The organism is Gammaproteobacteria bacterium (genome assembly GCA_015709615.1).
Lineage (GTDB): Bacteria > Pseudomonadota > Gammaproteobacteria > Burkholderiales > Nitrosomonadaceae > Nitrosomonas.
On record CP054179.1, the window covers coordinates 2,096,284 to 2,119,934 of the forward strand.

Annotated in this window: 17 protein-coding genes; 9 read left to right on the plus strand and 8 right to left on the minus strand. The window is 54.5% G+C overall.

All coding sequences use genetic code 11. The annotated features are described in order from the left end of the window. Window positions 1-54: 54 nt before the first annotated feature. The 7 genes from ilvA to HRU77_10160 all read left to right on the plus strand — a co-directional run bounded on the left by ilvA (window position 55) and on the right by HRU77_10160 (window position 13,479). Window positions 55-1,566: a threonine ammonia-lyase, biosynthetic gene (gene ilvA, locus HRU77_10130; GenBank protein QOJ21018.1), complete on the plus strand. Its 1,512-nt coding sequence runs from the start codon at window positions 55-57 to the stop codon at window positions 1,564-1,566. A 384-nt stretch (window positions 1,567-1,950) separates the two neighbouring features. Then, window positions 1,951-2,208, plus strand: coding sequence for a hypothetical protein (locus tag HRU77_10135; GenBank protein ID QOJ21019.1), 258 nt, complete (start codon window positions 1,951-1,953; stop codon window positions 2,206-2,208). Window positions 2,209-2,383: 175 nt separating this feature from the next. After that, window positions 2,384-4,489, plus strand: coding sequence for a methyl-accepting chemotaxis protein (locus HRU77_10140; protein ID QOJ21020.1), 2,106 nt, complete (start codon window positions 2,384-2,386; stop codon window positions 4,487-4,489). Between the two features lie 40 nt (window positions 4,490-4,529). Then, window positions 4,530-9,110, plus strand: a complete 4,581-nt coding sequence (locus HRU77_10145) for an Hpt domain-containing protein (GenBank protein QOJ21021.1) — start codon at window positions 4,530-4,532, stop codon at window positions 9,108-9,110. 235 nt (window positions 9,111-9,345) lie between these two features. After that, the gene (locus HRU77_10150) at window positions 9,346-10,044 is read left to right on the plus strand and encodes a TIGR02594 family protein (protein ID QOJ21022.1); all 699 of its coding nucleotides are present in this window, start codon (window positions 9,346-9,348) and stop codon (window positions 10,042-10,044) included. A gap of 214 nt (window positions 10,045-10,258) precedes the next feature. Further along, a complete protein-coding gene (ppsA, locus tag HRU77_10155; GenBank protein QOJ21023.1) occupies window positions 10,259-12,637 on the plus strand; it encodes a phosphoenolpyruvate synthase in 2,379 nt (792 codons plus the stop codon). Window positions 12,638-12,648: 11 nt separating this feature from the next. Next, complete coding sequence (locus tag HRU77_10160) at window positions 12,649-13,479, plus strand: kinase/pyrophosphorylase (protein ID QOJ21024.1); 831 nt, start codon at window positions 12,649-12,651, stop codon at window positions 13,477-13,479. Window positions 13,480-13,505: 26 nt separating this feature from the next. Here HRU77_10160 and HRU77_10165 read toward each other — a convergent pair whose 3' ends face one another. The 3 genes from HRU77_10165 to mutL all read right to left on the minus strand — a co-directional run bounded on the left by HRU77_10165 (window position 13,506) and on the right by mutL (window position 17,287). Next, window positions 13,506-13,901: a hypothetical protein gene (locus HRU77_10165; GenBank protein QOJ21025.1), complete on the minus strand. Its 396-nt coding sequence runs from the start codon at window positions 13,899-13,901 to the stop codon at window positions 13,506-13,508. 77 nt (window positions 13,902-13,978) lie between these two features. Beyond that, window positions 13,979-15,370 (minus strand): hypothetical protein, encoded by a 1,392-nt coding sequence (locus tag HRU77_10170; GenBank protein QOJ21026.1) that lies wholly within the window; start codon window positions 15,368-15,370, stop codon window positions 13,979-13,981. A gap of 126 nt (window positions 15,371-15,496) precedes the next feature. Then, on the minus strand, window positions 15,497-17,287 hold the full coding sequence (gene mutL / locus HRU77_10175; GenBank protein ID QOJ21027.1) for a DNA mismatch repair endonuclease MutL: 1,791 nt from the start codon (window positions 17,285-17,287) through the stop codon (window positions 15,497-15,499). Between the two features lie 93 nt (window positions 17,288-17,380). On the opposite strand from mutL, the gene HRU77_10180 reads away from it, so the two are divergent. After that, a complete protein-coding gene (locus HRU77_10180; protein ID QOJ21028.1) occupies window positions 17,381-17,980 on the plus strand; it encodes a glycoside hydrolase family 19 protein in 600 nt (199 codons plus the stop codon). Beyond that, complete coding sequence (locus HRU77_10185) at window positions 17,977-18,486, plus strand: hypothetical protein (protein QOJ21029.1); 510 nt, start codon at window positions 17,977-17,979, stop codon at window positions 18,484-18,486. Before HRU77_10180 ends, HRU77_10185 begins: the two co-directional genes overlap by 4 nt. 171 nt (window positions 18,487-18,657) lie before the next feature. Here the strand turns inward: HRU77_10185 and HRU77_10190 are convergent, their stop codons facing one another. The 5 genes from HRU77_10190 to HRU77_10210 form a co-directional block, all read right to left on the minus strand. Further along, entirely contained in the window at window positions 18,658-19,959 is a 1,302-nt protein-coding gene (locus HRU77_10190) for an EAL domain-containing protein (GenBank protein QOJ21030.1), read from the minus strand. A gap of 30 nt (window positions 19,960-19,989) precedes the next feature. Next, window positions 19,990-21,330, minus strand: coding sequence for a DUF3391 domain-containing protein (locus HRU77_10195; protein ID QOJ21031.1), 1,341 nt, complete (start codon window positions 21,328-21,330; stop codon window positions 19,990-19,992). Between the two features lie 228 nt (window positions 21,331-21,558). After that, complete coding sequence (locus HRU77_10200; GenBank protein ID QOJ21032.1) at window positions 21,559-22,434, minus strand: hypothetical protein; 876 nt, start codon at window positions 22,432-22,434, stop codon at window positions 21,559-21,561. 11 nt (window positions 22,435-22,445) lie between these two features. Further along, window positions 22,446-22,847 carry a biopolymer transporter ExbD gene (locus tag HRU77_10205; protein ID QOJ21033.1) on the minus strand — a complete coding sequence of 134 codons (402 nt, stop codon included), beginning with the start codon at window positions 22,845-22,847 and terminating at the stop codon, window positions 22,446-22,448. Further along, window positions 22,834-23,481 carry a MotA/TolQ/ExbB proton channel family protein gene (locus tag HRU77_10210; GenBank protein ID QOJ21034.1) on the minus strand — a complete coding sequence of 216 codons (648 nt, stop codon included), beginning with the start codon at window positions 23,479-23,481 and terminating at the stop codon, window positions 22,834-22,836. The genes HRU77_10205 and HRU77_10210 overlap by 14 nt, the downstream gene beginning before the upstream one ends. Window positions 23,482-23,651 lie beyond the last annotated feature (170 nt).

A 23,651-nucleotide genomic window follows, 5' to 3' on the forward strand; every position in this document is an offset into this window, starting at 1 on the left:
AATCCCGTCGCGTTTCTTGATTTAAAATTCGCCTGGATTTAATTACTTCCCGCCATGAAAAACAATTACCTTGAAAGAATACTGACCGCGCAAGTTTACGATGTCGCGATCGAGAGTCCGCTGGATCTTGTCGCCAATTTGTCGGAGCGTATTCATAACCAGGTGTTGTTGAAACGGGAGGACTTGCAGCAGGTTTTTTCGTTCAAGCTGCGCGGCGCGTATAACAAGATGATCAAATTGCCGCCCGCGGTGCGTAACCGTGGCGTGATCGCGGCTTCGGCAGGGAATCATGCGCAAGGCGTCGCACTGGCGGCGAAGAAGCTCAACTGCTCCGCCACTATCGTGATGCCGGTGACCACGCCGCAAATCAAGGTGAATGCGGTGATGGGGCATGGCGCCACGGTCGCGTTGCATGGCGATTCGTATAACGATGCCTATGAGCACGCCATGCAACTGGCGAAAGAAGAACAAGCCACATTCGTGCACCCGTACGACGACCCGGACGTGATCGCCGGGCAAGGAACGGTCGGCATGGAAATCCTGCGCCAGCATACCGGGCCGATTCACGCCATTTTTGTGCCGATCGGTGGCGGCGGGTTGATCGCCGGGATTGCGGCGTATGTGAAGCGGCTGTACCCGAAAATCAAAATCATCGGCGTCGAGCCGGTCGATGCCGATGCCATGTACCGCTCGCTGCAAAGCGGCCGCCGCGTCAAGCTGGCGCAAGTCGGTTTGTTTGCCGACGGCGTGGCGGTGCGGCATGTCGGCAAGGAAACGTTCCGCTTATGCCGCGAGCTGGTCGACGAGGTGATGCTGGTCGATACCGACGCCATTTGCGCTGCGATCAAGGATGTGTTCGAGGACACGCGCACGATTATGGAACCGTCCGGTGCGTTGTCGATTGCTGGTATCAAAGCTTACGTCGCGCGCGAAAAGATCCAGCATAAAACGCTGATCGCGATCGCATCCGGCGCCAATATGAATTTCGACCGGTTGCGCCACATTTCCGAGCGCGCAGAAATCGGCGAACAACGCGAGGCAGTGATGTCGGTGACGATCCCGGAACAGCCCGGCAGTTTCAAGAAATTCTGCAACTTGCTCGGCGCCAAAAGCATTACCGAATTCAATTACCGTTACTCCGATTCGAAAGTCGCGCATGTGTTCGTCGGTGTGTCGGTGCGCAACCAGGCGGAAACGCAGCAACTGATTAAGGAATTGAAACAAAGTGGCCTCGCTACCGAGGATATGAGCAACAACGAAATGGCCAAGCTGCATGTGCGCCACTTGGTCGGCGGCCATGCACACGCGGTCAAGAACGAAATCGTGTACCGCTTTGAGTTTCCCGACCGTCCCGGCGCGTTGATGAACTTCCTCAACAACATGAGCCACAACTGGAACATCAGCCTGTTTCACTACCGCAACCACGGCGCCGACTACGGCCGTGTACTGATCGGCATCCAGGTGCCGCCGGAGGACAAATCCGCTTTCCGCGCTTTTCTCGACCAACTGGGTTATCGCTATTGGGACGAAACCAAGAATCCGGCGTATAAATTGTTTCTTGGGTGATTCCAAATAATCTAAAAATCTGTTTCAAATGCGGCTTTGTAGATTATAAGTCCGGCTATCCGGTATGCCTGTAAAGTCACAGGTTCGCTCGTTTTCCATGCACGGAAAAATAAACCTCATTTCATCCTACGAAACTGCATAACCCGATTGTAAATGGGCCGCTGCCACGTGGACAGTATCCGTTATTCATACGGAATTCTGTGACAATATGCCGCATTGACGCCGTTGGCACGCCCGCATAACAATGCAGGGGAGCGAATGTGTGAATAATCATCATATCCGGTTGAAATTCTCGCCCCTCTATAGCGGTAATCCTGATGCGATATCAGCGGCCAGTGAATTTCATTCAACCTCATCAAACAATAACTGCGGACTACCTTGAATTTGCTCGATCATAAGGTTATACAAAGCTTTTATCTGGTGGCGGGTGATTACACGGTATTCGTCGGTGGAAGTGATTACGCCAGCCAATTTGTTGCGCCTAAGAGTCTGGGCATCAGCGGCACCCTTTCGGTAGTTTCGGCGGTTCCGGAACCGGAGTCTTATGCCATGTTGCTGGCTGGTCAGACTGCACGGCCAGTACATTTCATAATTCAACAAAGAGTTACGAAGAGAAATAGCAATATCGTGATTGGTTGTTAAATTCGTTCGCATAAACCTGCTCGATTGTTAAAAGGGATTGTTTTCCAGGTCTTATTCTGTCTTTGGTCACGGCCGTTGGCGGTTAAGCTATCGCTCAACATTCGATTGACCGGATGCCGCTTGTCTTTGAAAAGAGAAGACATTCAGAGCATTTGATTGAAAGCTGGAGAACACGATGGCAGGCAATTTTTCTAAATTTGAATTGACGGGCGGTTTGGTTGCGTTGGGTAAAAAATTACCGGTGATCGCCGCACCGGCGCGGAAAAATACCCCTAAAGGCATTCCGCTGCTCAGCCATAGCTGGGTGCTGGGCGGTCTTGTGATGTTTTTTTCCGCGCTGGCGCTGCTGACGGCGGTGACCGGTGCGCAGCAGGCCAGGCGCGGCGCAATTTATCCGGAACTCGCCGCGCAATTGCAAATTCACCATGAACGCATCGTAAATGCGGCGCAACCGGCGCTGCTGGGCGATGCAGCGGCATTTGCGCAATTACAGGATAGCCGCAATCAGTTCCATCATGTCATGACGTTGTTATTGCAAGGCGGCTCGTATCGTGATATGCCGGTAGCGGCAACGGATGAAGGATCGTTGCCCAGTGTGCACGCGTATGCCAAGCACTGGCAGCTAGAGGACAACACGATCAGTCTGATTTTAAATCAGCAGGAATCCCTAACGCGGCTCAACAGCAGCATCCGGGCAATCCATATCGCATATAGCCAATTGGTGCGGCGTATCGAGGAACTTGCTAGCCACCTGGCGGAAGCGGGCAATCTGCCGCAAGAAGTACGTACCGTGGAAGCGATCAAATTGCATGCGCGCAGCATTGCCAAGAATGTCAAAACGCTGCTGCCGATCGAATTGCCGATGGCGGAGATTACCGCGCAACTTTCCCAGGATCAGGTGCAGATTGCAGCGATGATTCAGACCTTAGGGCAAGGTCATCATGGTCTTGGCGCGGTTTCCAGCAAGAACGAAGCGATTCAGGATTTGCTGTCGCATGTGTATGCGCAACTGAGAAAATTCGACGATCATTTGCAGATTATCCGGAAAGAAATGCCTACGGCAGCGGCGGTCGAATCAGCCGCCGCTGACATCATGAACGGCAGCTCCGTCATGCTGGCTACGGCCCGGGCGCTGGACGACGAGATTCAGCAGCAACGCGGTAATAGCGCAGCGCAACTCAATGCGATGATGATCGCATTTGGCGCATGCGCATTGCTGGCATTGATTTTCCTGGTGCGGGCTGTGCGCCGCAATGCATATTATCAGGATCTGGCCAGCCGCAACGAGGTCGAGAAAGCGCAAAAAGCCATCGTAACCTTGTTGGACGACATGAAAAAAATTGCCGACGGTGATTTGACAGTGCGCACGGATATTACCAATCACATGACCAGCGCAATTGCCGATGCCATCAACAGTACTATCGAGGAGTTGCATACTCTGGTGGAGCAAGTCAATCAAGCTGGCGCATTGGTGGTGAGATCGTCGCAGCAGGCGCAGCAAGTGTCGTCCGGATTGCTGCACGCGGCTGAGCAACAAACAGCCAAAATCGAACAGACCACACTCGCCGTGGTCGGCATGACGGAATCGATCGGCGACATTTCGGACCGGGCAACGGAATCGGCCAAGGTCGCCAAGCAATCGCTCGCGGCTGCGGAAAAGGGGGCGCTGGCGGTGCGTGAATCGATCGCCGGGATGAACGAGATCCGCACCTATATCCAGGATACTTCCAAGCGCATCAAACGTCTCGGCGAGAGTTCGCAGGAAATCGGCGAGATCGTCGCGTTGATCACCGGTATTACCGAACAAACCAACGTGCTGGCGCTGAACGCGGCGCTGCAAGCGACCGCTGCCGGTGAAGCGGGGCACGGGTTTACCGTGATCGCGCAAGAAGTGCAGCGCCTGGCGGAGCGCTCGGCGGAAGCCAGTAAACAGATCAGTGAGTTGATCGTTACCATTCAGGGCGATACCCGGGATGCCATTGCCGCGATGGAACGCAGCACGCTCGGTGTGGCCAAAGGGACGAAACGTTCCGATGCAGCCGGCCGGGCGCTGGAAGAAATCGAGCAAGTATCGAAGCAACTGGCGCAATTGGTGACGCATATTTTTGAAGTCACCAATACGCAGACACGGGCGGCGCATAAGGTGGTTGCCAACATGGAAGAAATTCTTCATATTACCCGGCAAACGACGCAAGGAACGCTGAAAACCGCGGGATCGATCAAACAGATCGCGGGTTTTGCGTTCGAGCTGAAGGCATCGGTATCCAATTTCAAGGTGTGACGGCATGGCCGGTTTCAATATCGCTGGATGGTACTAACACATGAACGCGCAACCCAAACTTAATATTGCTTCGATCATCGGGATTAAGGACGGCATTTACCAAGTCTTTGCATTGATCGATCAGACCCTCGAGGTGTACGGCCAGCATCCCGGCAAGATCAATCTGCTCAGCGATTGCCGCAGTTATATTCATCAACTGGACGGTTTGCTCGAGATGCTGGGATTGACCAGCATTACCATCGTGACCGGGAAAATGGAGCAACTGGTTGACGCGCTGCTCAGTAAGAAAATTAAACCCAATCCAGCGGTTTTCGACGCGCTGAAGCAGTCCACCAAAGCGTTGCTGTACTATCTCAACGAATTGATCGATGGCGCTGAGGAAAATCCGCTGCGTTTGTTCCCGGCGTATCGCAGTTTGATGCAGGTGTACGGTTTTGAGAATGCGCCGGAAAGCGACTTGTTCTTTCCCCGCTTGGCGGCCACACCGGCATTAAAGGCCGAAGCTGCGTCTATCGATGACGCTGCCGCCAAAATACTGGCAAAGCAGCTGGGCGCCGAGTATCAGTCCGGTTTGCTGAAGTGGCTGCGCGACCCGTCGAATCAAGACGGTTTGCGGCAAATGGCCGCGGTCGCGGACAGGATCGAAGAATTTCCCGGAACCATCGAGGCGCGCGCTTTCTGGTGGGTGATAGCCGGTTTTCTGGAAGATTTGCTGCAACTGGAAGGCAGCCGGATCGACCTGCCGGTGCGCCGCCTGTGCGGTAAGATCGAGCAAGCGATCCGCCATCTGGCGGCAGGAACGCCCGGCAACCCATCCGTATTGATGCGGGAATTGCTGTATCACATTGCGCACAGCGAGGCGGATAGCCTGCGTATCAACGCCATCAAGAACAGTTATGTCTGGCCGGGACAGGCGCAGGATCAGGATAAACCGACGTTTGAACAATCGGAAGCGTTGCGTCCGATCTTGGACAGATTGCGCGACACGCTGATGCAGGCGAACGACATCTGGCGGGAATTCTGCGCCGGGCATCAGGAAAGTTTGGCTTCCTTGCTGGAATACGTGGACTGGCTCAGCCACCAGGCGCGGCAAACCGGCTATGCGCCATTGGAAAAGCTGACCGGCGCCATCGGTGATACGGTCAGCTATTTGCACGATCATCCCCAGGATGCGAGCGAAGAACTGGCGATGGAAATGGCCACGGCACTATTGCTGGTGGAAAGCATCATCGACGACTTTCACAAGCTGCCTGCCGATCTGCCGCAGCAAATCGACGTGATTGTTTCCCGCTTGCACGGCATCACGCAAGGCAACATTAGCGATCTGCCGCCGGCGCCGACCTTCAAAACGCTGGAAAGCGAAACACGGGAAAAAGAATTGCAGGCGCACGTGGCGCAGGAGATTCTGACCAACCTGGCGCAAGTTGAAAGCATCCTCGACAAATTTTTCTTTGAGCCTGCACAACGTGCGGAATTATCGCTGCTACCGGACTTGTTCAAACAGATTTCCGGCACATTGGTCATGCTCGATCTGGAACGCGCGCACACCTTGCTGCACCTTTGCCAAGACTTGATCGGCAAGCTGTCGCAGCCGGATCATGACATTACCGAAGCGGAGCAGATTCTGCTCGTCGATGGATTGAGCAGTCTGGGTTTCTATATTGAAGCGCTGCGCAGTGGTCAACCCGATAGTGAGCAGATTGCCGAAGAAGCCATCAAGCGGTTCCGGAGCGCAGCGGTTGCGCCAAGCGCGCCTTTAGCGGCGCCGGAAACGGTTGTTCCCAGTTCCACCGCCGTTGTGGAGAAAGAACCGGCAACTTTCGAAACCGCCGCTACCGGCGTCGATCCGGAACTGTTGGAGATTTTCCTGGAAGAAGCGGACATCGTGCTCGCCAGCATCGCTGATGATTTACACAAATGCCGTATTGATGACGCCGATCGCGAGCCGCTTGCCAGCTTGCGGCGCGGATTTCACACCTTGAAAGGCAGCGGCCGCATGGTCGGACTCGATGACATGAGTGAAGTGGCCTGGAGCGTGGAACAAGTGCTGAATCTTTGGCTGAGTGAAAGAAAACCGGCTTCCGATCCGTTGCTGGCGTTGATCGGCAGCGCTCACCAGGCGTATGGCAAGTGGTGCAAAAATCTGCGCGAACAAGGCAGCACCGATGTCGATGCGGAAGCATTGCTGCTGGCGGCGAAGGAATTGTTAATCCGCAAGAAAACCGGCAAAAAAACAGCCGCAAAACTGCAAACCGAGGCGATTATCCCAGCAACTGGGGAAGTTCAGGTTGCTTCAGCCATAGAGCCGCCGCTACCGGTAACAGCATTAGCACCAGCCGGAGCCGTGCAGGCGCCTCAACCGCCGCAAACTTTGCCGGCAGCGGCGGAACCGTCCGATCGCATCAATCCGGAATTGTTGCAGGCGTTTGTGGAAGAAGCGGACAGCATCATCCCGCAAATCGGCGGAAAATTGCGCGGCTGGCGCATGTTGCCGCAAGACGAGGACATTCACCACGCACTCCTGCGCTTGCTGCATACGCTGAAAGGCAGCGCGCGCATGGCAGGCGCTTTGCCGCTGGGTGAACTGATTCATGCGATGGAAAGTCATGTGGAATCGGCTTTTCGTGATCGTTTGATCAACGCCGCCGCGCTGGATCAACTGGAAAGCGAATTCGACGTAATCAGCGGTAAGATCGAAGCATTGCAGGGTAGCGTACATGGCGCGGTTGAAGAAAACCGCACGGCCGCTGTGACCATCTCCGAACCGGCGCAGCCACCTGCCGAGACAACCGGGTTGCTGCAATCCAAAACGCTGCTGCGCATCAACTCCGAGCTGATCGACCGCTTGGTCAACGATGCCGGTGAGGCGAGCATTCTGCGCGCAAAAATTGAAGCGCAACTGAGCAGCTTCAAGCAATCGTTGCAGGATTTGACGGAAAGTACGCATCGTCTGCACGATCAATTGCGCGAAGTGGAAATTCAGGCGGAAACGCAGATGCAAACGCATCTTGCGCAGCAACATGACAGCGAACACACGTTTGATCCGCTCGAATTCGACCGCTTTACCCGCTTCCAGGAACTGACGCGGTTGATGGCGGAGAGTGTGGACGACATCGTGACTGTGCAAAAGAACCTGCGCTCTACACAGACTGCCGCGGAAGAAGCGGTTGCACAGCAGGCGGTGATCAACCGTCAGTTGCAGCAATCGTTGCTGCAAATCCGCACGATCCCGTTCAGCAATTACGCCGAACGGTATTACCGCATCGCCCGGCAAGTGACGGAGGATTTGGGCAAGAAAGTGAATTTCGAGATTCACGGCGCCGAGGTCGATATCGATCGCAGCGTGCTGGAGAAAATCAATCCGCCGCTGGAACATCTGCTGCGCAACGCCATTGCGCACGGCATTGAAGAACCGGCGCAAAGACGTCAGGCGGGCAAACCTGAGCACGGGCAAGTTGTTATCCAATTGCGCCAGGCAGGCAACGAAGTCAGCATCATGCTCAGCGACGACGGCTGCGGTTTGAATTTGCCGCGCATCCGCGAAGAAGCGCTGCGCCTGGGTCTGATTCAGAAAGATGAAGTGCTCGATGACAGCAAGATCATGTCGCTGATTTTCACTCAGGGCCTGTCGACGACCGATTCGGTGACCGGCATTGCCGGCCGCGGTATCGGCCTGGATATCGTCAAAAATGAAATTGCGATGCTGGGCGGGCGCATCAGTGTGCAATCCGTTGCCGGTCAAGGAACAACGTTTGCGATCAACCTGCCGCTGACATTATCCGTGGCGCAAACACTGATGGTTCGCGCGGGAAAACAAACGTACGCAATCCCTGCTTTCATCGTCGAGCATCAGCGTGAATTCGACCCGGACACATTGCAAAAAATCTACCAGGATCGGCGCGTCACGCTAAATGGCATTACCTATCCGTTCTCCCATCTGTCGCATTTGCTGGGTGAATCCGGCCATATCCCGGAAACTGCCCGGCACAGTCAGGTTTTATTCCTGCATAGCGGTACCCAGTATCTGGCGGTACATGCCGACGAAATGCTCGGCAGCGATGAAGTGGTGGTCAAAAATATGGGCGCGCAACTGGCGCAAGCACCGGGTGTGGAAGGCGCCACCATCACCGGCGACGGCGAAGTGATTCTGATCCTGAATCCGGTGAAACTATTGCAGCGCAGCGATGTGCAGACAGTGCTCAATACCCCTGCCGCCGATCCGGCTCCGGCGCGGCGGAAGAAAACAGCGGTACCGCCAACCGTCATGGTGGTGGATGACTCATTGACGGTGCGCAAAGTCACCTGCCGCTTGCTGGAACGCGAGGGTTGCGACGTACTGATTGCAAAAAACGGCGCGGAAGCGGTCGAGATTCTGCAGGAAGCCACGCCGGATGTCATGCTGATCGATCTGGAAATGCCCAAAATGAACGGCTTCGAATTGATCAAGAAAGTACGTGCCAATCCGGCAACGGCGTACATGCCGATCATCATCATCTCGTCCCGGACTGCGGAGAAACACCGCACAATCGCCAAGGATCTGGGCGTTAACGTGTTTCTCGGCAAACCTTACCAGGAGGAAGAGCTACTCAATCATTTGTCCGATTTGCTAAGGAAGCGCTGATTAATTGACTGCACGAGCGAATCGCTTCGTTGCGCGGTACTCACTTTCTCGCCTATCGGATTGATAGGTCCCGGTTGTTGCGTTCCGTGCGTCTTGCCCTTCATCACGTTCGCCGGATTAATCAGCGCTTCCCTTAGGAAATCGTAAGAACCAGCAGTAGCCGTTCCGCGGAGAATTACTGCATAATCTCATCGCTCGAGAGGGTATTCAATTCATGGAAATTTCAGGAGAGACGATGGCAAGCAATGCAGTGATGCAAATTCAACAGGCACTCAAAAATAAAGGTTTCGATCCGGGAGCAATCGACGGCATCTGGGGGCGCAAGACCATCGCTGCCGTGCAGCGATTTCAGCAGCAACAAGGTCTTGAAGTAGATGGCATCGTCGGCCCCAAAACTTCGGCGGCACTCTTTTCGGATGCCGCTACCGCAGTGAACGATCCGCTCCTGCCTTGGTTCGAAGAGGCCAAGCACTTGATGGGCACGAAAGAAGTGCTCGGCGATAAGAACAATCCCGCCATCATGGATTGGGCCAAGAACCTCGACATTCATTACGCCGGTGACGATGTGCCGTGGTGCGGATTGTTTGTCGCGCATTGCGTTGGCACCACCCTGCAACAGGAAGTTTTGCCGGGTAATCCGCTCGGTGCGCGCCAGTGGGAAAAATTCGGCACCGCTACCGGTCCCCGTCTCGGTGCCATTATGGTGTTCTGGCGCGAATTGCTAGCCAGCGGGAAAGGTCACGTGGGTTTCTATGCCGGTGAAGATGACGAGGCCTACCAGATTCTAGGCGGCAATCAATCGGACGAAGTCTGTTTGATGTGGTTAAGCAAAGACAGATTCCGCTGTGCGCGCTGGCCGGAAACCGCTGCTTTTCTTAATACGCATGCGGTTTTCAAAGACCGGGATGAGGGCCTATCGGTCAATGAAGCTTAGGAAACCGCTGATTGATTGACTGTACGAGTGAGTCGCTTCGTTTCATTCGCCCGTTTCCTTAGTGAATCTTTGAAAAACTGCTGCGCACGGCCTGCGACACTCCCCTAAAAGCTGCCGGTCAGTAAACGCAATCTTTCTACCTATTTATTCCAGATAACGTCTAATATAGCGAAACGGAAGCTTTCTCCGGTTTGGTTTCAATAGGAGTTTCGCAATGACCCAATATATCGCTTGGTTCGATCAATTGACGATGAACGATGTCGGCCTGGTTGGTGGCAAGAATGCATCGTTGGGTGAAATGATCAGCCATCTCGCGCAAGCCGGCGTTAGCGTGCCTTCCGGCTTTGCCACCACGACCGTAGCGTACCGCGAATTTCTCGCGGCCAACGGACTGACGGATCGCATCGATCAGCTGCTGAACGGTTTGGATGTCGACGACATTCAGGCACTGACCGCCGCCGGCAAGACCATACGCGGCTGGGTGCTCAATGCCGCACTGCCGGATGCGATCGTGCAGGCTGTTTCGCAGGCTTACGAGCAACTTGCCGCAGCGAGCGGCGGCGATGTTTCGTTTGCCGTACGCTCATCGGCAACCGCCGAGGATTTGGCCGATGCATCGTTTGCCGGACAGCAGGAAACGATGCTGAACGTGCGCGGATTGGATCAGATCGTTGCGGCGATCAAAGTGGTGTTCGCATCGTTGTACAACGACCGCGCAATCGCATACCGCGTGCATCAAGGCTTTGCGCACGATAAGGTGTATTTGTCCGCCGGTATTCAGAAAATGGTGCGCAGCGATCTGGGTGCGAGCGGCGTGATGTTCACGCTGGACACCGAGTCCGGCTTTCGCGACGCCGTTTTTATCACCGCCACGTACGGATTGGGTGAAACCATCGTGCAAGGCATCGTCAATCCGGATGAGTTCTATGTCTACAAACGCGGACTTGCCGCCGGCAAACCGGCAGTTCTGTCGCGGCGGTTGGGCACTAAGGCGATCGAAATGGCGTATGCCGAGCAAAAGAGCGGCAGCGGCGCATTCACATTGACACGAGATGTCGAAGCGGCGCGGCGCATGCGCTTTTCGCTATCGGACGCACAAGCTGAGGCGCTGGCGCGCCAGGCGGTGATCATCGAGCAGCATTACGGCCGCCCGATGGATATCGAATGGGCGCTGGACGGCCAGGATGGGCAGCTATATATCGTGCAGGCGCGCCCGGAAACGGTGGAAAGCCGCGCCGCACCGGTGCTAGAGCGCTTCAAGCTCAACCGCAAGGGCTTGGTGCTGGCGGAAGGGCGCGCGATCGGCAGCAAGATCGGTCAGGGAACGGCGCGCTTGATTAAAGGCATCGATCAAATGCACGTTGTTCAGCCGGGCGATGTGCTGGTGACCGATATGACCGATCCGGATTGGGAGCCGATCATGAAACGTGCGTCGGCGATCGTCACCAACCGCGGCGGACGTACCTGTCACGCCGCAATCATCGCGCGCGAAATGGGCATTCCCGCCGTTGTCGGTTGCGGCAATGCCACCGCGCTGATCGCCGATGGCGTGGATGTGACCATTTCTTGCGCGGAAGGCGATACCGGACGCGTTTACGAAGGGTTATTGCCATTTGAGCACCTGAAAACCGACACCGGCAAACTGCCCGATTTGCCGCTCAAGATCATGATGAACGTCGGCGATCCGTCGCGCGCCTTTGCAGTTTCCCGTACGCCGAATCAGGGTGTCGGGCTGGCACGGCTGGAATTCATCATCAATAATCGCATCGGTATCCACCCGAAAGCGCTGTTGGAGTTCAACGCGTTGCCCAGCGATCTGAAGAGCCAAATCGGCCGGCGCCTCGCGGGTTACGCGAATCCTGTCGATTTTTACGTGGAAAAATTGACCGAAGGCATCGCCACGCTGGCCGCGGCGTTTTATCCGCATCCGGTGATCGTGCGCACCTCCGATTTCAAATCCAACGAGTACGCTAACCTGATCGGTGGCAGCCGATATGAACCGAACGAAGAAAACCCGATGATCGGTTTTCGCGGCGCATCGCGCTATGTCGCCGCTGCGTTCCGCGATTGTTTCGAACTGGAATGCCGCGCGCTGCGCAAGGTGCGGGACGACATGGGGTTGACCAACGTCGAGATCATGATTCCGTTCTGCCGCACGCTGGAAGAAGCCGGGCAAGTCACCGCATTGCTCGCATCGCAGGGATTGGCACGCGGCCAAAACGGCCTGCGCCTGATCATGATGTGCGAAATTCCTTCCAACGCGCTGCTGGCGGAAGAATTTCTGGAGTTCTTCGACGGTTTCTCCATCGGCTCGAACGACATGACGCAATTGACGCTCGGAGTCGACCGCGACTCCAGTCTGGTGGCATCCGTTTTCGACGAACGCAATCCGGCGGTCAAGAAATTGCTGGCAATGGCCATCGACGCCTGCCGCAAGCAGGGGAAATACATCGGTATTTGCGGGCAGGGGCCGTCGGATTACCCGGATTTCGCCGTTTGGCTTTATGAGCAAGGCGTCAGCAGTCTGTCGCTCAATCCCGACTCGGTGGTGGATACCTGGCTGCGCCTGTCCAAACTGAAAAAACCAAACTAACGTAATTCCACGTGACTCGGCAAAAGCGCACCGTTTTCTATTTGTCCGACCGCACCGGCATCACGGCGGAAACGCTCGGTCACAGCTTACTGACGCAGTTTGACGGCATCAACTGGGAAACGGTCAACGTGCCGTTTCTAGACGACAGCGAAAAAGCTCACGTCGTGGCGGCGCAGATCAACCAAGCCGCCGAACAGGACGGTCATCGCCCGCTGGTGTTCAGTACCTTGCAGCAGCCGGAAATACTCGATGTGATCAAACAAGCCGATTGCCGTGTGTACGATTTTTTTGAAGCCTTTACCCATCCGGTCGAAGCCGAGTTGCGCCGGCCATCCGCGCGCAAAGCCGGCCGCTCGCACGGTTTGCAGAACAGCCCGGCGTATTTCAAGCGTATCGCCGCGGTCAATTTCGTGCTGGCGCACGACGACGGGATCAATCCGAAGCATTTCTCTGATGCCGACATCATTCTGATCGGTGTATCGCGTTGCGGCAAAACACCGACCTGTCTGTATTTGGGGTTGCAATACGGTATCGCTGCGGCAAACTATCCGCTGATACCGGACGACATGGGCGTGCAACAGCTTCCGGCAGTGTTAGAACCGGTCAAGAGCAAACTGTTCGGTTTGACGCTGACACCGGCGCAACTACACTTCATCCGCCAGGAACGCCGCCCGGACAGCCGCTACGCCTCACTGACGCAATGCCAGCAGGAAATCCAGTGGCAGGAAGCGCTGTTCAGCCGTTGCGACATCCCATACCTCGATACCACGCGCATATCGATTGAAGAAATCAGTGTGATCATCCTCGATCGTTGCGGGTTGAAGCGGCAGTTATATGGTTAACTGCCTGATTTGTGTTTAGCAAGAAATCATTTTTCACTGCAAGCCACCTTCCACTCGACTTCCTCCAGGCTATCCGGCTTGACCATTTCCCATTTCTGCGGCTGGTTGTACGAGCGCACCAGGTCGCCATGTTCCTTGTGTAAACTGAACAGCGAATAGGCGAGAGTGCGGATTTGTTTTTCCTGGCATTCGTATTCGCGCCGTATTTTTTCCGATAGAAATTCCGCACCGGCGGCTTTTTGCAGCGTTTGGTAATCGAACAGTATTGCCATTTTGGCTCGGCCGGCGGCTTTGCGGATCGACGCGGTGTCGGCGTAAAGGGTGTAGCCGCCCTTGCGGTCGCTTTCGCCGATGCGGGTCCATTCCGCCATTGTATTGGTGCTGACAAACATCAAGGTTAAACCAAAGAATACTTTTCTCATAAAGCCTTATTGTTGTTTTTTGTTATGCGGGCCGGATTGCTCCGGGTTAAAGCAACGGGACGCAATGCAACGCTCCGTCATTTTTGTCCTCCATCCTGCGCGGTGATCGCCATGTTCTTTTTGACGATGGCTTGCGCGCGTTCGATTTTTACCGTGTCTTTTTTCAGGATGGCTCCATTGTCGCTCGATTTGACGCTGATGCTGTGCTCGCCGACTGGGACGTTACTCAACACATAAAATCCCTGTTCGTCGGCGATCGAATGGGTTTGCGGCAATTCGGTCAGAAATACTTCCGCTTTCTTTGCGGCAGTACCCTGGATAGTGATGACACCGGCAATCGCCCCATATTGCAGCGCTTCGCCGCTGCCCGGAGTGATTTTGTTGGCGATCGAACGCACCATCAGCAGAATCGTTTCCGATGCGAACCCGGCGGTGAAAGCCAGTACCACCGAGTTGGTGATATTGCCCGGTTCGATCAGATAATACGCCAGAATTGCCAACAGCGGTGCTGAAATGTACTGCACCATTTGAAAGATCAGGTGCTCGCGGAATTCGTATTGCGATAATTTAGGCTGCTGTTCTGTGGCGATGTGCTCCGAGCCCGCTTGCTTTTGCAGCTCCGGCAGCCGCCGGGTGAGACTGATACTGCCGCCCATCAGGGCCAGAATGATGAAATAGAGGGGGATGAGCAGCCCGTCTTTTACCTGGCAGGTGACCGATTTGCCGAAGTCTTTGTCGGTATCCAGCTTGCATGTTTTTATATACCCGCCGATGTTTATGACCCATGCGCTGCCAATGGTTCCACTTTCCGGATTTTGTGCTTTACCGGCATTTTCCGCCTTGGGCGAGGATTGGGAATCCGATTCAGCTTTATCCTCAGCTTGAGCTTCGGTTTTAGCTTTGGTTTTAGCCTCGGGTTCCGGACAAAGCAAGGTTTTCGCTTGCGGATCCAAGGAGCAGCCTACAAATACAGCAATCGGCCGTTCGCGCAGTGTTTTGAGGTATCGCCCTTCCTCAGATTTTATCTGTTCTTGTCCGGTGGATTCCTGCTGAACGGTTCCGTCAGATTTGCCGGGTGTTTTTTCCGCAAAACTGAACAGCGGGTTGATGAAGGGATAAAAAGTCAGCAATAACGATATCAGCATAAAACTGTAGGCGAATATCATCCATTTATTCCGCTGCCGCGATCTTTGATCTTCGATTCTTTTTCTTTCGTCACGATCCGATTCCGCGGTTGGTAGCGGTTCAATCGGATCGGTATAGATTTGTACAAAAATAATGCATAAAAAAATGACGACCGGGAGTATATGCGTGTCGCTGTCCTTCGAAGCGTAAAGAAAAATGGCGGCGAGAAAGTTAAGTGCATGAGCGGCGGCCCATAGCGGGTTAGCTTTTATCCATTTCGTGATCCAGGTGGAAAAATCGGAAGCGGCTTTGTTCTCGGTACTTTCTGGGCTATTTTCACTCATATCGGCTTGCCTGTTTTGAATGGATGGAATCGCTTTCTCAATGGAATATCTGACAATACCAGATGAGGCATTGTCATAAGATTAATTGTTAGTGCTTTTATCGTAAAGATCAACGCACCAAAATCGCTACTTCCCGCGCATGAATAACTTATCCAGTTCGGCCAGGCTGGTTTCGAACCAGGTCGGGCGGCCGTGGTTGCATTGATCGGCGCGTTCGGTTTGTTCCATATCGCGCAGCAGCGCATTCATTTCTTCCAGCGTGAGCTTGCGGTTGGCGCGAACGGCGCCGTGGCAGGCCATGGTGGCGAGGATTTCGTTGCGTTTCGCGGTGAGAATCCGGCTGGCGCCGTATGCGCGGATTTCCCCCAGCAGGTCGCGGGCGAGCTGGGCGATGTCGGCATCTTTCAACGTGGCCGGTACCGCGCGCACCGCCAAGGTGGTCGGTGACAGGCTGGCGATGTCGAATCCCAGTTGTTCCAATGTGCTTTGATTTTCTTCAACCGTGGCAACTTCAAGCTCGCTGGCATGGAAAGTAACCGGAATCAGCAGCGGCTGCATCGCGATTTCATGCCGGTCAAGCGCTTGCTTGAGCTGTTCGTACATAATCCTTTCGTGCGCGGCGTGCATGTCGACGACCACCAAGCCGCGCGCATTTTGCGCCAGGATATAAATGCCGTGCAGTTGCCCGAGCGCGAAACCGAGCGGATGCTGATCAGGTTCTTCCGCAACTGCTCCGGATTGACTTGGTGTTACGGTTTGCACGATGGTAACGCCGTTTGGCGCTGCCGGATATGCGCGAGGCTGCGTCCCAAACATCGTACCGTAAAAACCGGCCGGTTGCGCCACCGCGCCGGGTTGCGTGCGACCGGTTTGGGGGTAGGCGGGGAATGACCGGATCGCCTGTCCGGGTTCGGCGTTTCTTACGGTTCTGTCCGGAGCGGCCAGCGCTTTGTTAATCGCGTGGAAAATAAATTGGTGCAGCGCGCGTGGTTCGCGGAAGCGCACTTCGGTTTTGCTCGGGTGCACATTGACGTCGACGCTTTCCGGATCGATTTCCAGAAACAACACGAAAGCCGGATGCTTGTCCAGATGCAACACGTCGCGGTAAGCCTCGCGCAGCGCGTGCGAAATCAGCTTGTCGCTGACATAGCGGTTGTTGACGAAAAAATACTGCGCATCGCGCGACGAACGCGCATACGCCGGTAACGCCACTAAGCCGTGCAGCCGCATATCGGCGGATTGCTCATCGACTGCCACCGCCGATTGATCGAACTCTTCACCCAAGATTGCCGCAATGCGCTGCGCGGAACTGGCGGGGCGCAGCAGGCGGCGCACTTTACCATTATGTTGCAGGGTGAATTCAATGCTGCATTGCGATAGCGCCATGCGCTTGAAGGTTTCGTCGCAGTGCGCGAATTCGGTGATCTCGGATTTCAGGAATTTGCGCCGCGCCGGGATATTAAAGTACAAATCGTTGACATCCAGCACCGTCCCGCCGGATAGCGCAGCGGGCGCGGGTTGCGAGAATTGATTGCCGTCCACTTGGATCTGCCAGGCGTGGCTTTGTCCGGCTTGACGGCTGATCAGCGTCAAGCGTGAAACCGCCGCGATGCTGGCGAGCGCTTCACCGCGAAAGCCCAAGCTGGTGATGCGCTGCAAATCTTCCAGCGTGCTGATTTTGCTGGTGCTGTGGCGCATTAGCGCCAGCAGCAGCTCATCCTTGGCGATACCGCCGCCGTCGTCGCTGACGCGGATCTGTTTGACGCCGCCTTGCTGCAATTGCACGGTAATCTTTTTGGCGCCAGCATCGATACTGTTTTCCAGGATCTCCTTCAGTGCCGACGCCGGGCGTTCGACGACCTCGCCTGCGGCGATCTGGTTGATCAATAATTCGGGAAGCGGTTTTATCGTCGGCATAACAAGCTGCGGCTGTGAAATTGTGATTATAATGCGGATCGGCTTATCTATCGTATGCCGGCCAGAAATAACATTTCATTTGGGAGGGTAAAGATGCTGCCCCTAGACAAGCTGAAGAATGATGTTCCGGATGCTGTACTGGATCAAATTCCGGATTGCGCGGATAAGTTTGCGATCGATACGCCGTTGCGCCTGGCGCATTTTCTCGCGCAATGCGCGCATGAAAGCATGGAATTCAAGGCACTGGAAGAGAATCTGAATTACTCTGCCGATGGTTTGAAAAAAGTTTTTTCAAGATATTTTCCCGATGATCTGGCGGATAGTTATGCGCGGCAACCGGAAAAAATCGCTTCGCGGGTGTATGCCAACCGCATGGGTAACGGCGACGAGGCGAGCAAAGAGGGCTACCGGTATCGCGGCCGGGGTTATATTCAGCTTACCGGCAAGGATAACTACCGTGCGTTTGGCAACGCGATTGACGACGATGTCGTCAGTAACCCCGACTGGGTCAAAACAAAATATTCGTTATTGTCCGCCGCATGGTTCTGGGATAGCAAAGCGCTCAATTCGCTGGCCGACGAGGGCGCGAGCGACGATGTGGTGACGAAAATTACCAGGAAAGTGAATGGCGGGACGCTGGGGCTGGACGACCGCATCAGCCACTTCAAAAAATATTACGCATTATTGACTTGAAAAGTGTCGCGTTGATCGGCGGATTGATCGGTTTGCTGGCCGCTCCGGCATGGGCGGCGGAATCGCACTGCCGCGCACCGGAACATGTCATCTTTTCCTGTTCGTTGGGTAAAAAAATGGTTTCGGTGTGTGCATCGGCTGATCTTTCCACCACCACCGGCTATTTGCAATACCGCTTCGGGCCAAAAGACGCGCTTGAACTGGCGTTTCCGGATTTGACTAAAGCAACCCCGGCTGCATCCTACGTGCAAGCGCGCACGCTGATGTTTGCTGGCGGTGGTGGCGGTTATTTGCGCTTCGTCAACGGCGCGCACCATTACATCGTGTATACCGCGATCGGCAAGGGCTGGGGTGCGAAAGACGGTGTTGCAGTGGAACAGAACGGGCAATTAGTCATGAACTTGGAATGCCGGGATGTTCCGGTGTCGGAATTAAGCGAAGAATTCTTCAACCGGGCGGGTTTGCTTGCTGATCAGCAAGAGTTTCAAATTCCAGGGGTGGATTAATCCGCTAGGGAAGCTCTGAGAAAGGTGGCGAGCGACGGTCAGGCCAGGCGAAATCAGGCGAGAAAGCGCAGTTTGTGAGGTGTAAATGAGCATTCTGAGTCTGATTTCAACACAGCATGACCGAGGGTGGTAGTTTTTCAGAGCTTCCCTAGAGCACGCAAGCTGATGAACTTACCCTTCGGTAACCATGCGAGGCGGGACTTGCAAGAAGTCTAGGGATTGATTGTTGAAAGTTGTGATGAGTTCCGGCAACGGCATGGCTTTGCCGATGAGGTAACCTTGTATAACGTCGCATCCCAATGCCTGCAAGCGTCGGTAAGTCGCAATATCTTCCACGCCTTCGGCGACAACCGATAAATTAAGGCGGTGCGCCAGATTGATCATGGAGTCGACGATGCGGTCATGCTTATGGCGGGTTGCCATGTGCCGGACAAATATCATATCGATTTTTACTTCATCCAACGGCAAATCCAGCATACGCGCCATCGATGAATAGCCGGTTCCGAAATCATCCATAGCCAGTTTTAAACCCATGTCCTTCAGTTTATATAGCGTATCCAACGTTCCCGCATGATTCGCCATGACAGCCGTTTCGGTCAACTCAACGGTAATGTCGCCAGGCGGCACGTTCCATAAGGCTAAGCCTTGGGAAACGAGGTCGGTGAGCTCCGGATCGCGCAGATCGTCGGCGGAAAAATTAATTGAAACCCCGGCATGCAATCCGGCTTGGCGATATTCGGAGCACTCTCGCAACGCGGTATGAAAAACCCACAGTGTGAGTTTCGGCATCAGCGCGGTTCCTTCCGCAATCTGGATCAATTTATCGGTTCGAATTGGCCCGTGACTTGGATGATTCCAGCGCAGCAGCGCTTCGGTTGCTTTGATCTTGCCGCTGGCGATATCGATTTGCGGCTGGTAGCCCAGATACAAGCCGCCTGTTTCGATGGCATTGCCCAGATCGGACCAGAGATCGATATGGAAAAGTAAGGGATCTTCGCGTTCGGTATGAAAAAGCTTGATCGGATCTTGGTCTTGTTTTGCCTGGCGCACCGCCGAACTGGCGTTGCTCATCAATTGATCTAGCGTTTGGTTGTTTTCATTGTGTATCGCCACGCCAACTCGCGGAGCCAGAATGATGTTTCTTCTGCCAAACGCAAAAGGCTGCGCCAAGATCCGGACAATTTTATGCGCGGCCAGCATGGCGTGCGCATCGGTGAGCAGATCGGCTAGCAAACAGCATAATTGATAGCGTCCGGTTATGCCGATCAGATCCGCCGGATTTAGCGCGCTTTTCAGCTGACCGGCAACTTGCCGCAGAATGTCGTCAACCGCGTTAAACCCCAGTACGCCATCCAGTTCCGCCAGCCGTTCAAAGTTGACGATCAGTACAGCTTTGCGAGCATCACTAGGCAGTGCGCCATTCAATTCTTGCGAGGCTATTTTTAAGAAATTCTGATAGGCAAGTACAGTCATGAAGGCCAGATAATGTTTGACTCTAGCGGTTTATAAATAATATTTCTTAGGATCGATTCCATAAGCACCTTGGGGCAAGTCATTGGCAATAGCATACGGAACGCCAGCCGGGCTTGCACCGGCTGTTCTCAGATCGATCGTTAACGGCGTGCTGTACGGTTTCTTTTGGGCATCACAAATGATCATAATGCGCGGGAGGAATCGCTGGGTACGATTATGGGTGAGTACAATGGCAATTTCGCCGGTGTTCAGTTCAACCAGGCTGCCCACGGGAAACATGCCGACGCAATGCGCGAATTGCTCCACCAAGGAATAATTGAGTCCGTTCTGCGCGTTTTCCTTCAGTTCCTTCAGGGCATGGAACGGCTTCATGCCCGGCATGTTGGCGTCTCCCCAGGTAAGCTCTTCGTAACAGTCGACGATGGCCGCCATGCGCGCGTAAGCGTGCAACTGATTGGCGTATAAACCGAAGGGATAACCGTTGCCGTTTTCCCGCTCATGGTGTTGAAGAAGGATTTTCACAACTTCTGCCGGTGTGTCGCTGAGCTGAGCGACAATCTCTTCACCAAACGCGATGTGTCGCTTCATCAGTTTGCGTTCGTCAGGGGTGAGCGATAGATTTCTTCTGTGCTGAATCGCCTTGGGCAGGCGTAATTTGCCGATATCCATCAGTAATCCGCCCAAGCCGAGTATCGACAGTTCCTTACGCGGGAGACCAAGATGCCGTCCGAAAGCAAGCAAATGCACTGAAGTTTTGATGGCATTGTCGTACAGCTCTTTTCCGGTGGTTTTTAATTGCGCCAGCAAGAGGGCCGCATCGGGATTGCGGATAATGCTTTCGCATAAGGTATCGACGACCTCGTGAGCCTGGCGCATGTCAATCTTAATGTCGTGCTCGAGGTTGCTGCTGATGTCACTGAATAAGGTGGACGCGATGCCATATGCTTTCACGGCTGCCGGAATTTCTTGCTCAGCCGTACAGAGATCCGTATAGGTTTTAACACGCCTCGGCACACTCAGCGACTCATCTTCTTGCGATGATTTTGGCGGCTGATGCCAGTGCGCTGCGCCGGACGGAGTGCGCGGATCGGTATGCGGCATGGGATGCCGCGCCGCGGCTTGCCGGGTTGAAGAAGCCGGTGCAGCCGCCGCATGGGGCGCGTGTGGCTGTGCAATGAAGGGCTCGCTTCTGTCGACATCCACGTAAACATGGACGCAATAGCGCTTCAGCTTGTCAATGTCGTTCTGGGATCGAATCAGGATGCCTTGAATCGGGTAAGGCGTTTCGAGCCAAGGCCGGTCAAGGTCGCTGACAAACATCCCCGGTTGCAGGTCATTAACAGAGACTTCGATTGTGGTATTACTGATCATCGCAAATAAGTATGCAAAAGTAGAGCAAAATTGATCTGTCTAGATGTTTTATTTAATTAGATTAATGTGTTATGGAAAATGGCTTGAGGGAGCTATCCCGCCTTTTATAGTTACGACTGATTGAGAGCGTTTCTTAAGTGCAAAATTCTTTTAGCACAGCGGTGAAAAAACTATTGCGCTTTTTCGCCTTGCTTGGGGGCGGACTTGCAACCTTTTTTCAGAATTTTCCTAACGGACAGGATTGATAAAAAACTCGCGCATCAGGAATTCTTCCAATCCCGCGGTATCTTTCTCGCGTGCGGATAGCACCACGACGCGGTGCAAGCGGTGCGATTCCCAGTTGAAATCCTCTTTGTAATGTTCGCGAATCAGTTGAATCATGCGGCGGATAATGGCCAGTTCGATACTGCCGTCCGGCCCGGCCTGCACTTGAATCGTTTGCAGCCTGGGATTGCTTTGCCCCGTGGTCCAGGCGCGGAAGGTAAATTCGGCGGTGCGCGGGCCGATGCGCATAATCTGGAAGATTCCGCTGGTGCCGGGATTTTGCAGATTACGCCGGATATTGGCCATACGCACTTCATCCGCGGAAGGTTGCTTGGTAGCAGGTGCGGGCGCGGAATCCGGCGTGTCGAACAACCCTTCGGCGCGGCGGCGCGCTTTGGCTTGGTTGATATATTCGGAAAGATCCGCCGGCGCATCGGCGGGCGGTTCCGGCGGTGCTTTGGTCTTGGCTACTTCTTTCGCTGGAATGGGCGTTTTCGGTTTTACAGGTTTCTCGGCTGCCTTGGGTTTGGTTTGCGGCCGCGTTGACGGCGCCGGTGCGGGCTTGGGCAAGGTTTTTGGCGCCGGTTTAGGCTCTTCCGCGGCTTTCGGTTGTTCCAGTTGCGGCGGGGGCGGGCTGGGCGCGGTAGCCGGCATCGAGCTGGTGGCGTTCTCGTCTTCTTGTATATCGATAAAACTTGCGGCGACGGGCGGCGGGGTTTCGATTTTCACTTCCGGCATGGATAGAAAAAAACCCAATCCCCAGATAATCAGCAGCCAGACGAGCGTAGCCAGCGGCAACGGCCACCATAGGCGAATGTCTCTCGATCGGGAGCTTGCCATGCCGGTTTGCGTTATTTGTGTTTGACTGCGATCAGGAAATGCTGTGCCCCGGCGGAACGGGCGCGCAGCATGGCCTGCACGACAATACCCTGGGGTGCTTCGTTATCTGCCGACACAATCAATTTTTGCTTGGAGTCGGCGAGCAGCGGTTTGAGCGTGCTGGCTAGCGTATCCAGCGTGACCGCGGTCTGATTGATGTAGATTTTGCCGTCCTTGGTCAGCGTCAGCGTAGCCGGTTTTTCCGCGCTGAGCTTTTCCGCCTGCCCTTCGGGCAGATCGACCTGCAATGAATCCAGGTTTTGCATCGACAACGAGGCCAGCATGAAGGTCGCCAGCAAGAAAAACATCACGTCGATCATCGGGATGATCTCGATTCTGCCTTTCTGAACCGTGCGTGATTTACGGAGCTTCATCGGTGGTGCCCTGTTGATCCAGCCGGATGTTATCGATCAGCCGCGTACCTAAGCGCTCCATCTCGTCCATCGTCAGCGATTGCAGGCGGGAAAAGTAGTTGAAACCGAACAGCGCTACTAGCGCAATGGCCAAGCCGACCACGGTCGCGATCAGTGCTTCCGCGACACCACCGGTAACCGCGGTGGGGTTGACCACGCCTTCGCTGCCGATCACCTGGAAAGCGCGCATCATACCGACCACGGTGCCGACCAATCCGAGCAACGGCGCGGCGGTAACGATGGTTTCCAGCGCCCATAGACGGCGCGCCAGCGCTTCTTCGATGATCTGCGCCTCATCGGCGGCACGCGATTCCGTCCACCACGCCGGCTGATGCCGGTTGGAAATCACCACTTCAAAGAAGCGCTTGTAATAATGGCGGCTGTCCAGTCCGGAAAGAATTTTTTCCAGATCGTTCCACTTGAAGCCGTAGGTTTCCACCAGATTCAGCAAATCGCTGGAAAGGCGCGCGTAACGCCAGTAGATAAACGCTTTTTCAAACATGATCGCCAGCGCGACAATCGCCAGCAAACCCAGCGGCACGATAATGATCCCGCCAAGTTTTAACATCACCCAGGCTTGATTCAACTCTTCCATTATAGTTAACTCCAGATTAAAGCCATTTATAAAGCGGTCAATTTTATTGAACACAAGTCATTTTTGTACTAAGCCAAACGAAGAAAAATATCCAGGCAAAATATTTTTATGCTAATTCTCACGCTATCGAAGCCATGCAAGAGTTATCCAGCCTCGCCAGCATTGCTGGA

Bases quoted from the DNA above. Each gene is read 5' to 3' on its own strand.
- ilvA (QOJ21018.1), top strand. From the start codon at position 55: ATGAAAAACAATTACCTTGAAAGAATACTGACCGCGCAAGTTTACGAT.
- HRU77_10140 (QOJ21020.1), top strand. From the start codon at position 2,384: ATGGCAGGCAATTTTTCTAAATTTGAATTGACGGGCGGTTTGGTTGCG.
- HRU77_10145 (QOJ21021.1), top strand. From the start codon at position 4,530: ATGAACGCGCAACCCAAACTTAATATTGCTTCGATCATCGGGATTAAG.
- HRU77_10150 (QOJ21022.1), top strand. From the start codon at position 9,346: ATGGCAAGCAATGCAGTGATGCAAATTCAACAGGCACTCAAAAATAAA.
- ppsA (QOJ21023.1), top strand. From the start codon at position 10,259: ATGACCCAATATATCGCTTGGTTCGATCAATTGACGATGAACGATGTC.
- HRU77_10165 (QOJ21025.1), bottom strand. From the start codon at position 13,901: ATGAGAAAAGTATTCTTTGGTTTAACCTTGATGTTTGTCAGCACCAAT.
- HRU77_10170 (QOJ21026.1), bottom strand. From the start codon at position 15,370: ATGAGTGAAAATAGCCCAGAAAGTACCGAGAACAAAGCCGCTTCCGAT.
- mutL (QOJ21027.1), bottom strand. From the start codon at position 17,287: ATGCCGACGATAAAACCGCTTCCCGAATTATTGATCAACCAGATCGCC.
- HRU77_10180 (QOJ21028.1), top strand. From the start codon at position 17,381: ATGCTGCCCCTAGACAAGCTGAAGAATGATGTTCCGGATGCTGTACTG.
- HRU77_10190 (QOJ21030.1), bottom strand. From the start codon at position 19,959: ATGACTGTACTTGCCTATCAGAATTTCTTAAAAATAGCCTCGCAAGAA.
- HRU77_10195 (QOJ21031.1), bottom strand. From the start codon at position 21,330: ATGATCAGTAATACCACAATCGAAGTCTCTGTTAATGACCTGCAACCG.
- HRU77_10200 (QOJ21032.1), bottom strand. From the start codon at position 22,434: ATGGCAAGCTCCCGATCGAGAGACATTCGCCTATGGTGGCCGTTGCCG.
- HRU77_10205 (QOJ21033.1), bottom strand. From the start codon at position 22,847: ATGAAGCTCCGTAAATCACGCACGGTTCAGAAAGGCAGAATCGAGATC.
- HRU77_10210 (QOJ21034.1), bottom strand. From the start codon at position 23,481: ATGGAAGAGTTGAATCAAGCCTGGGTGATGTTAAAACTTGGCGGGATC.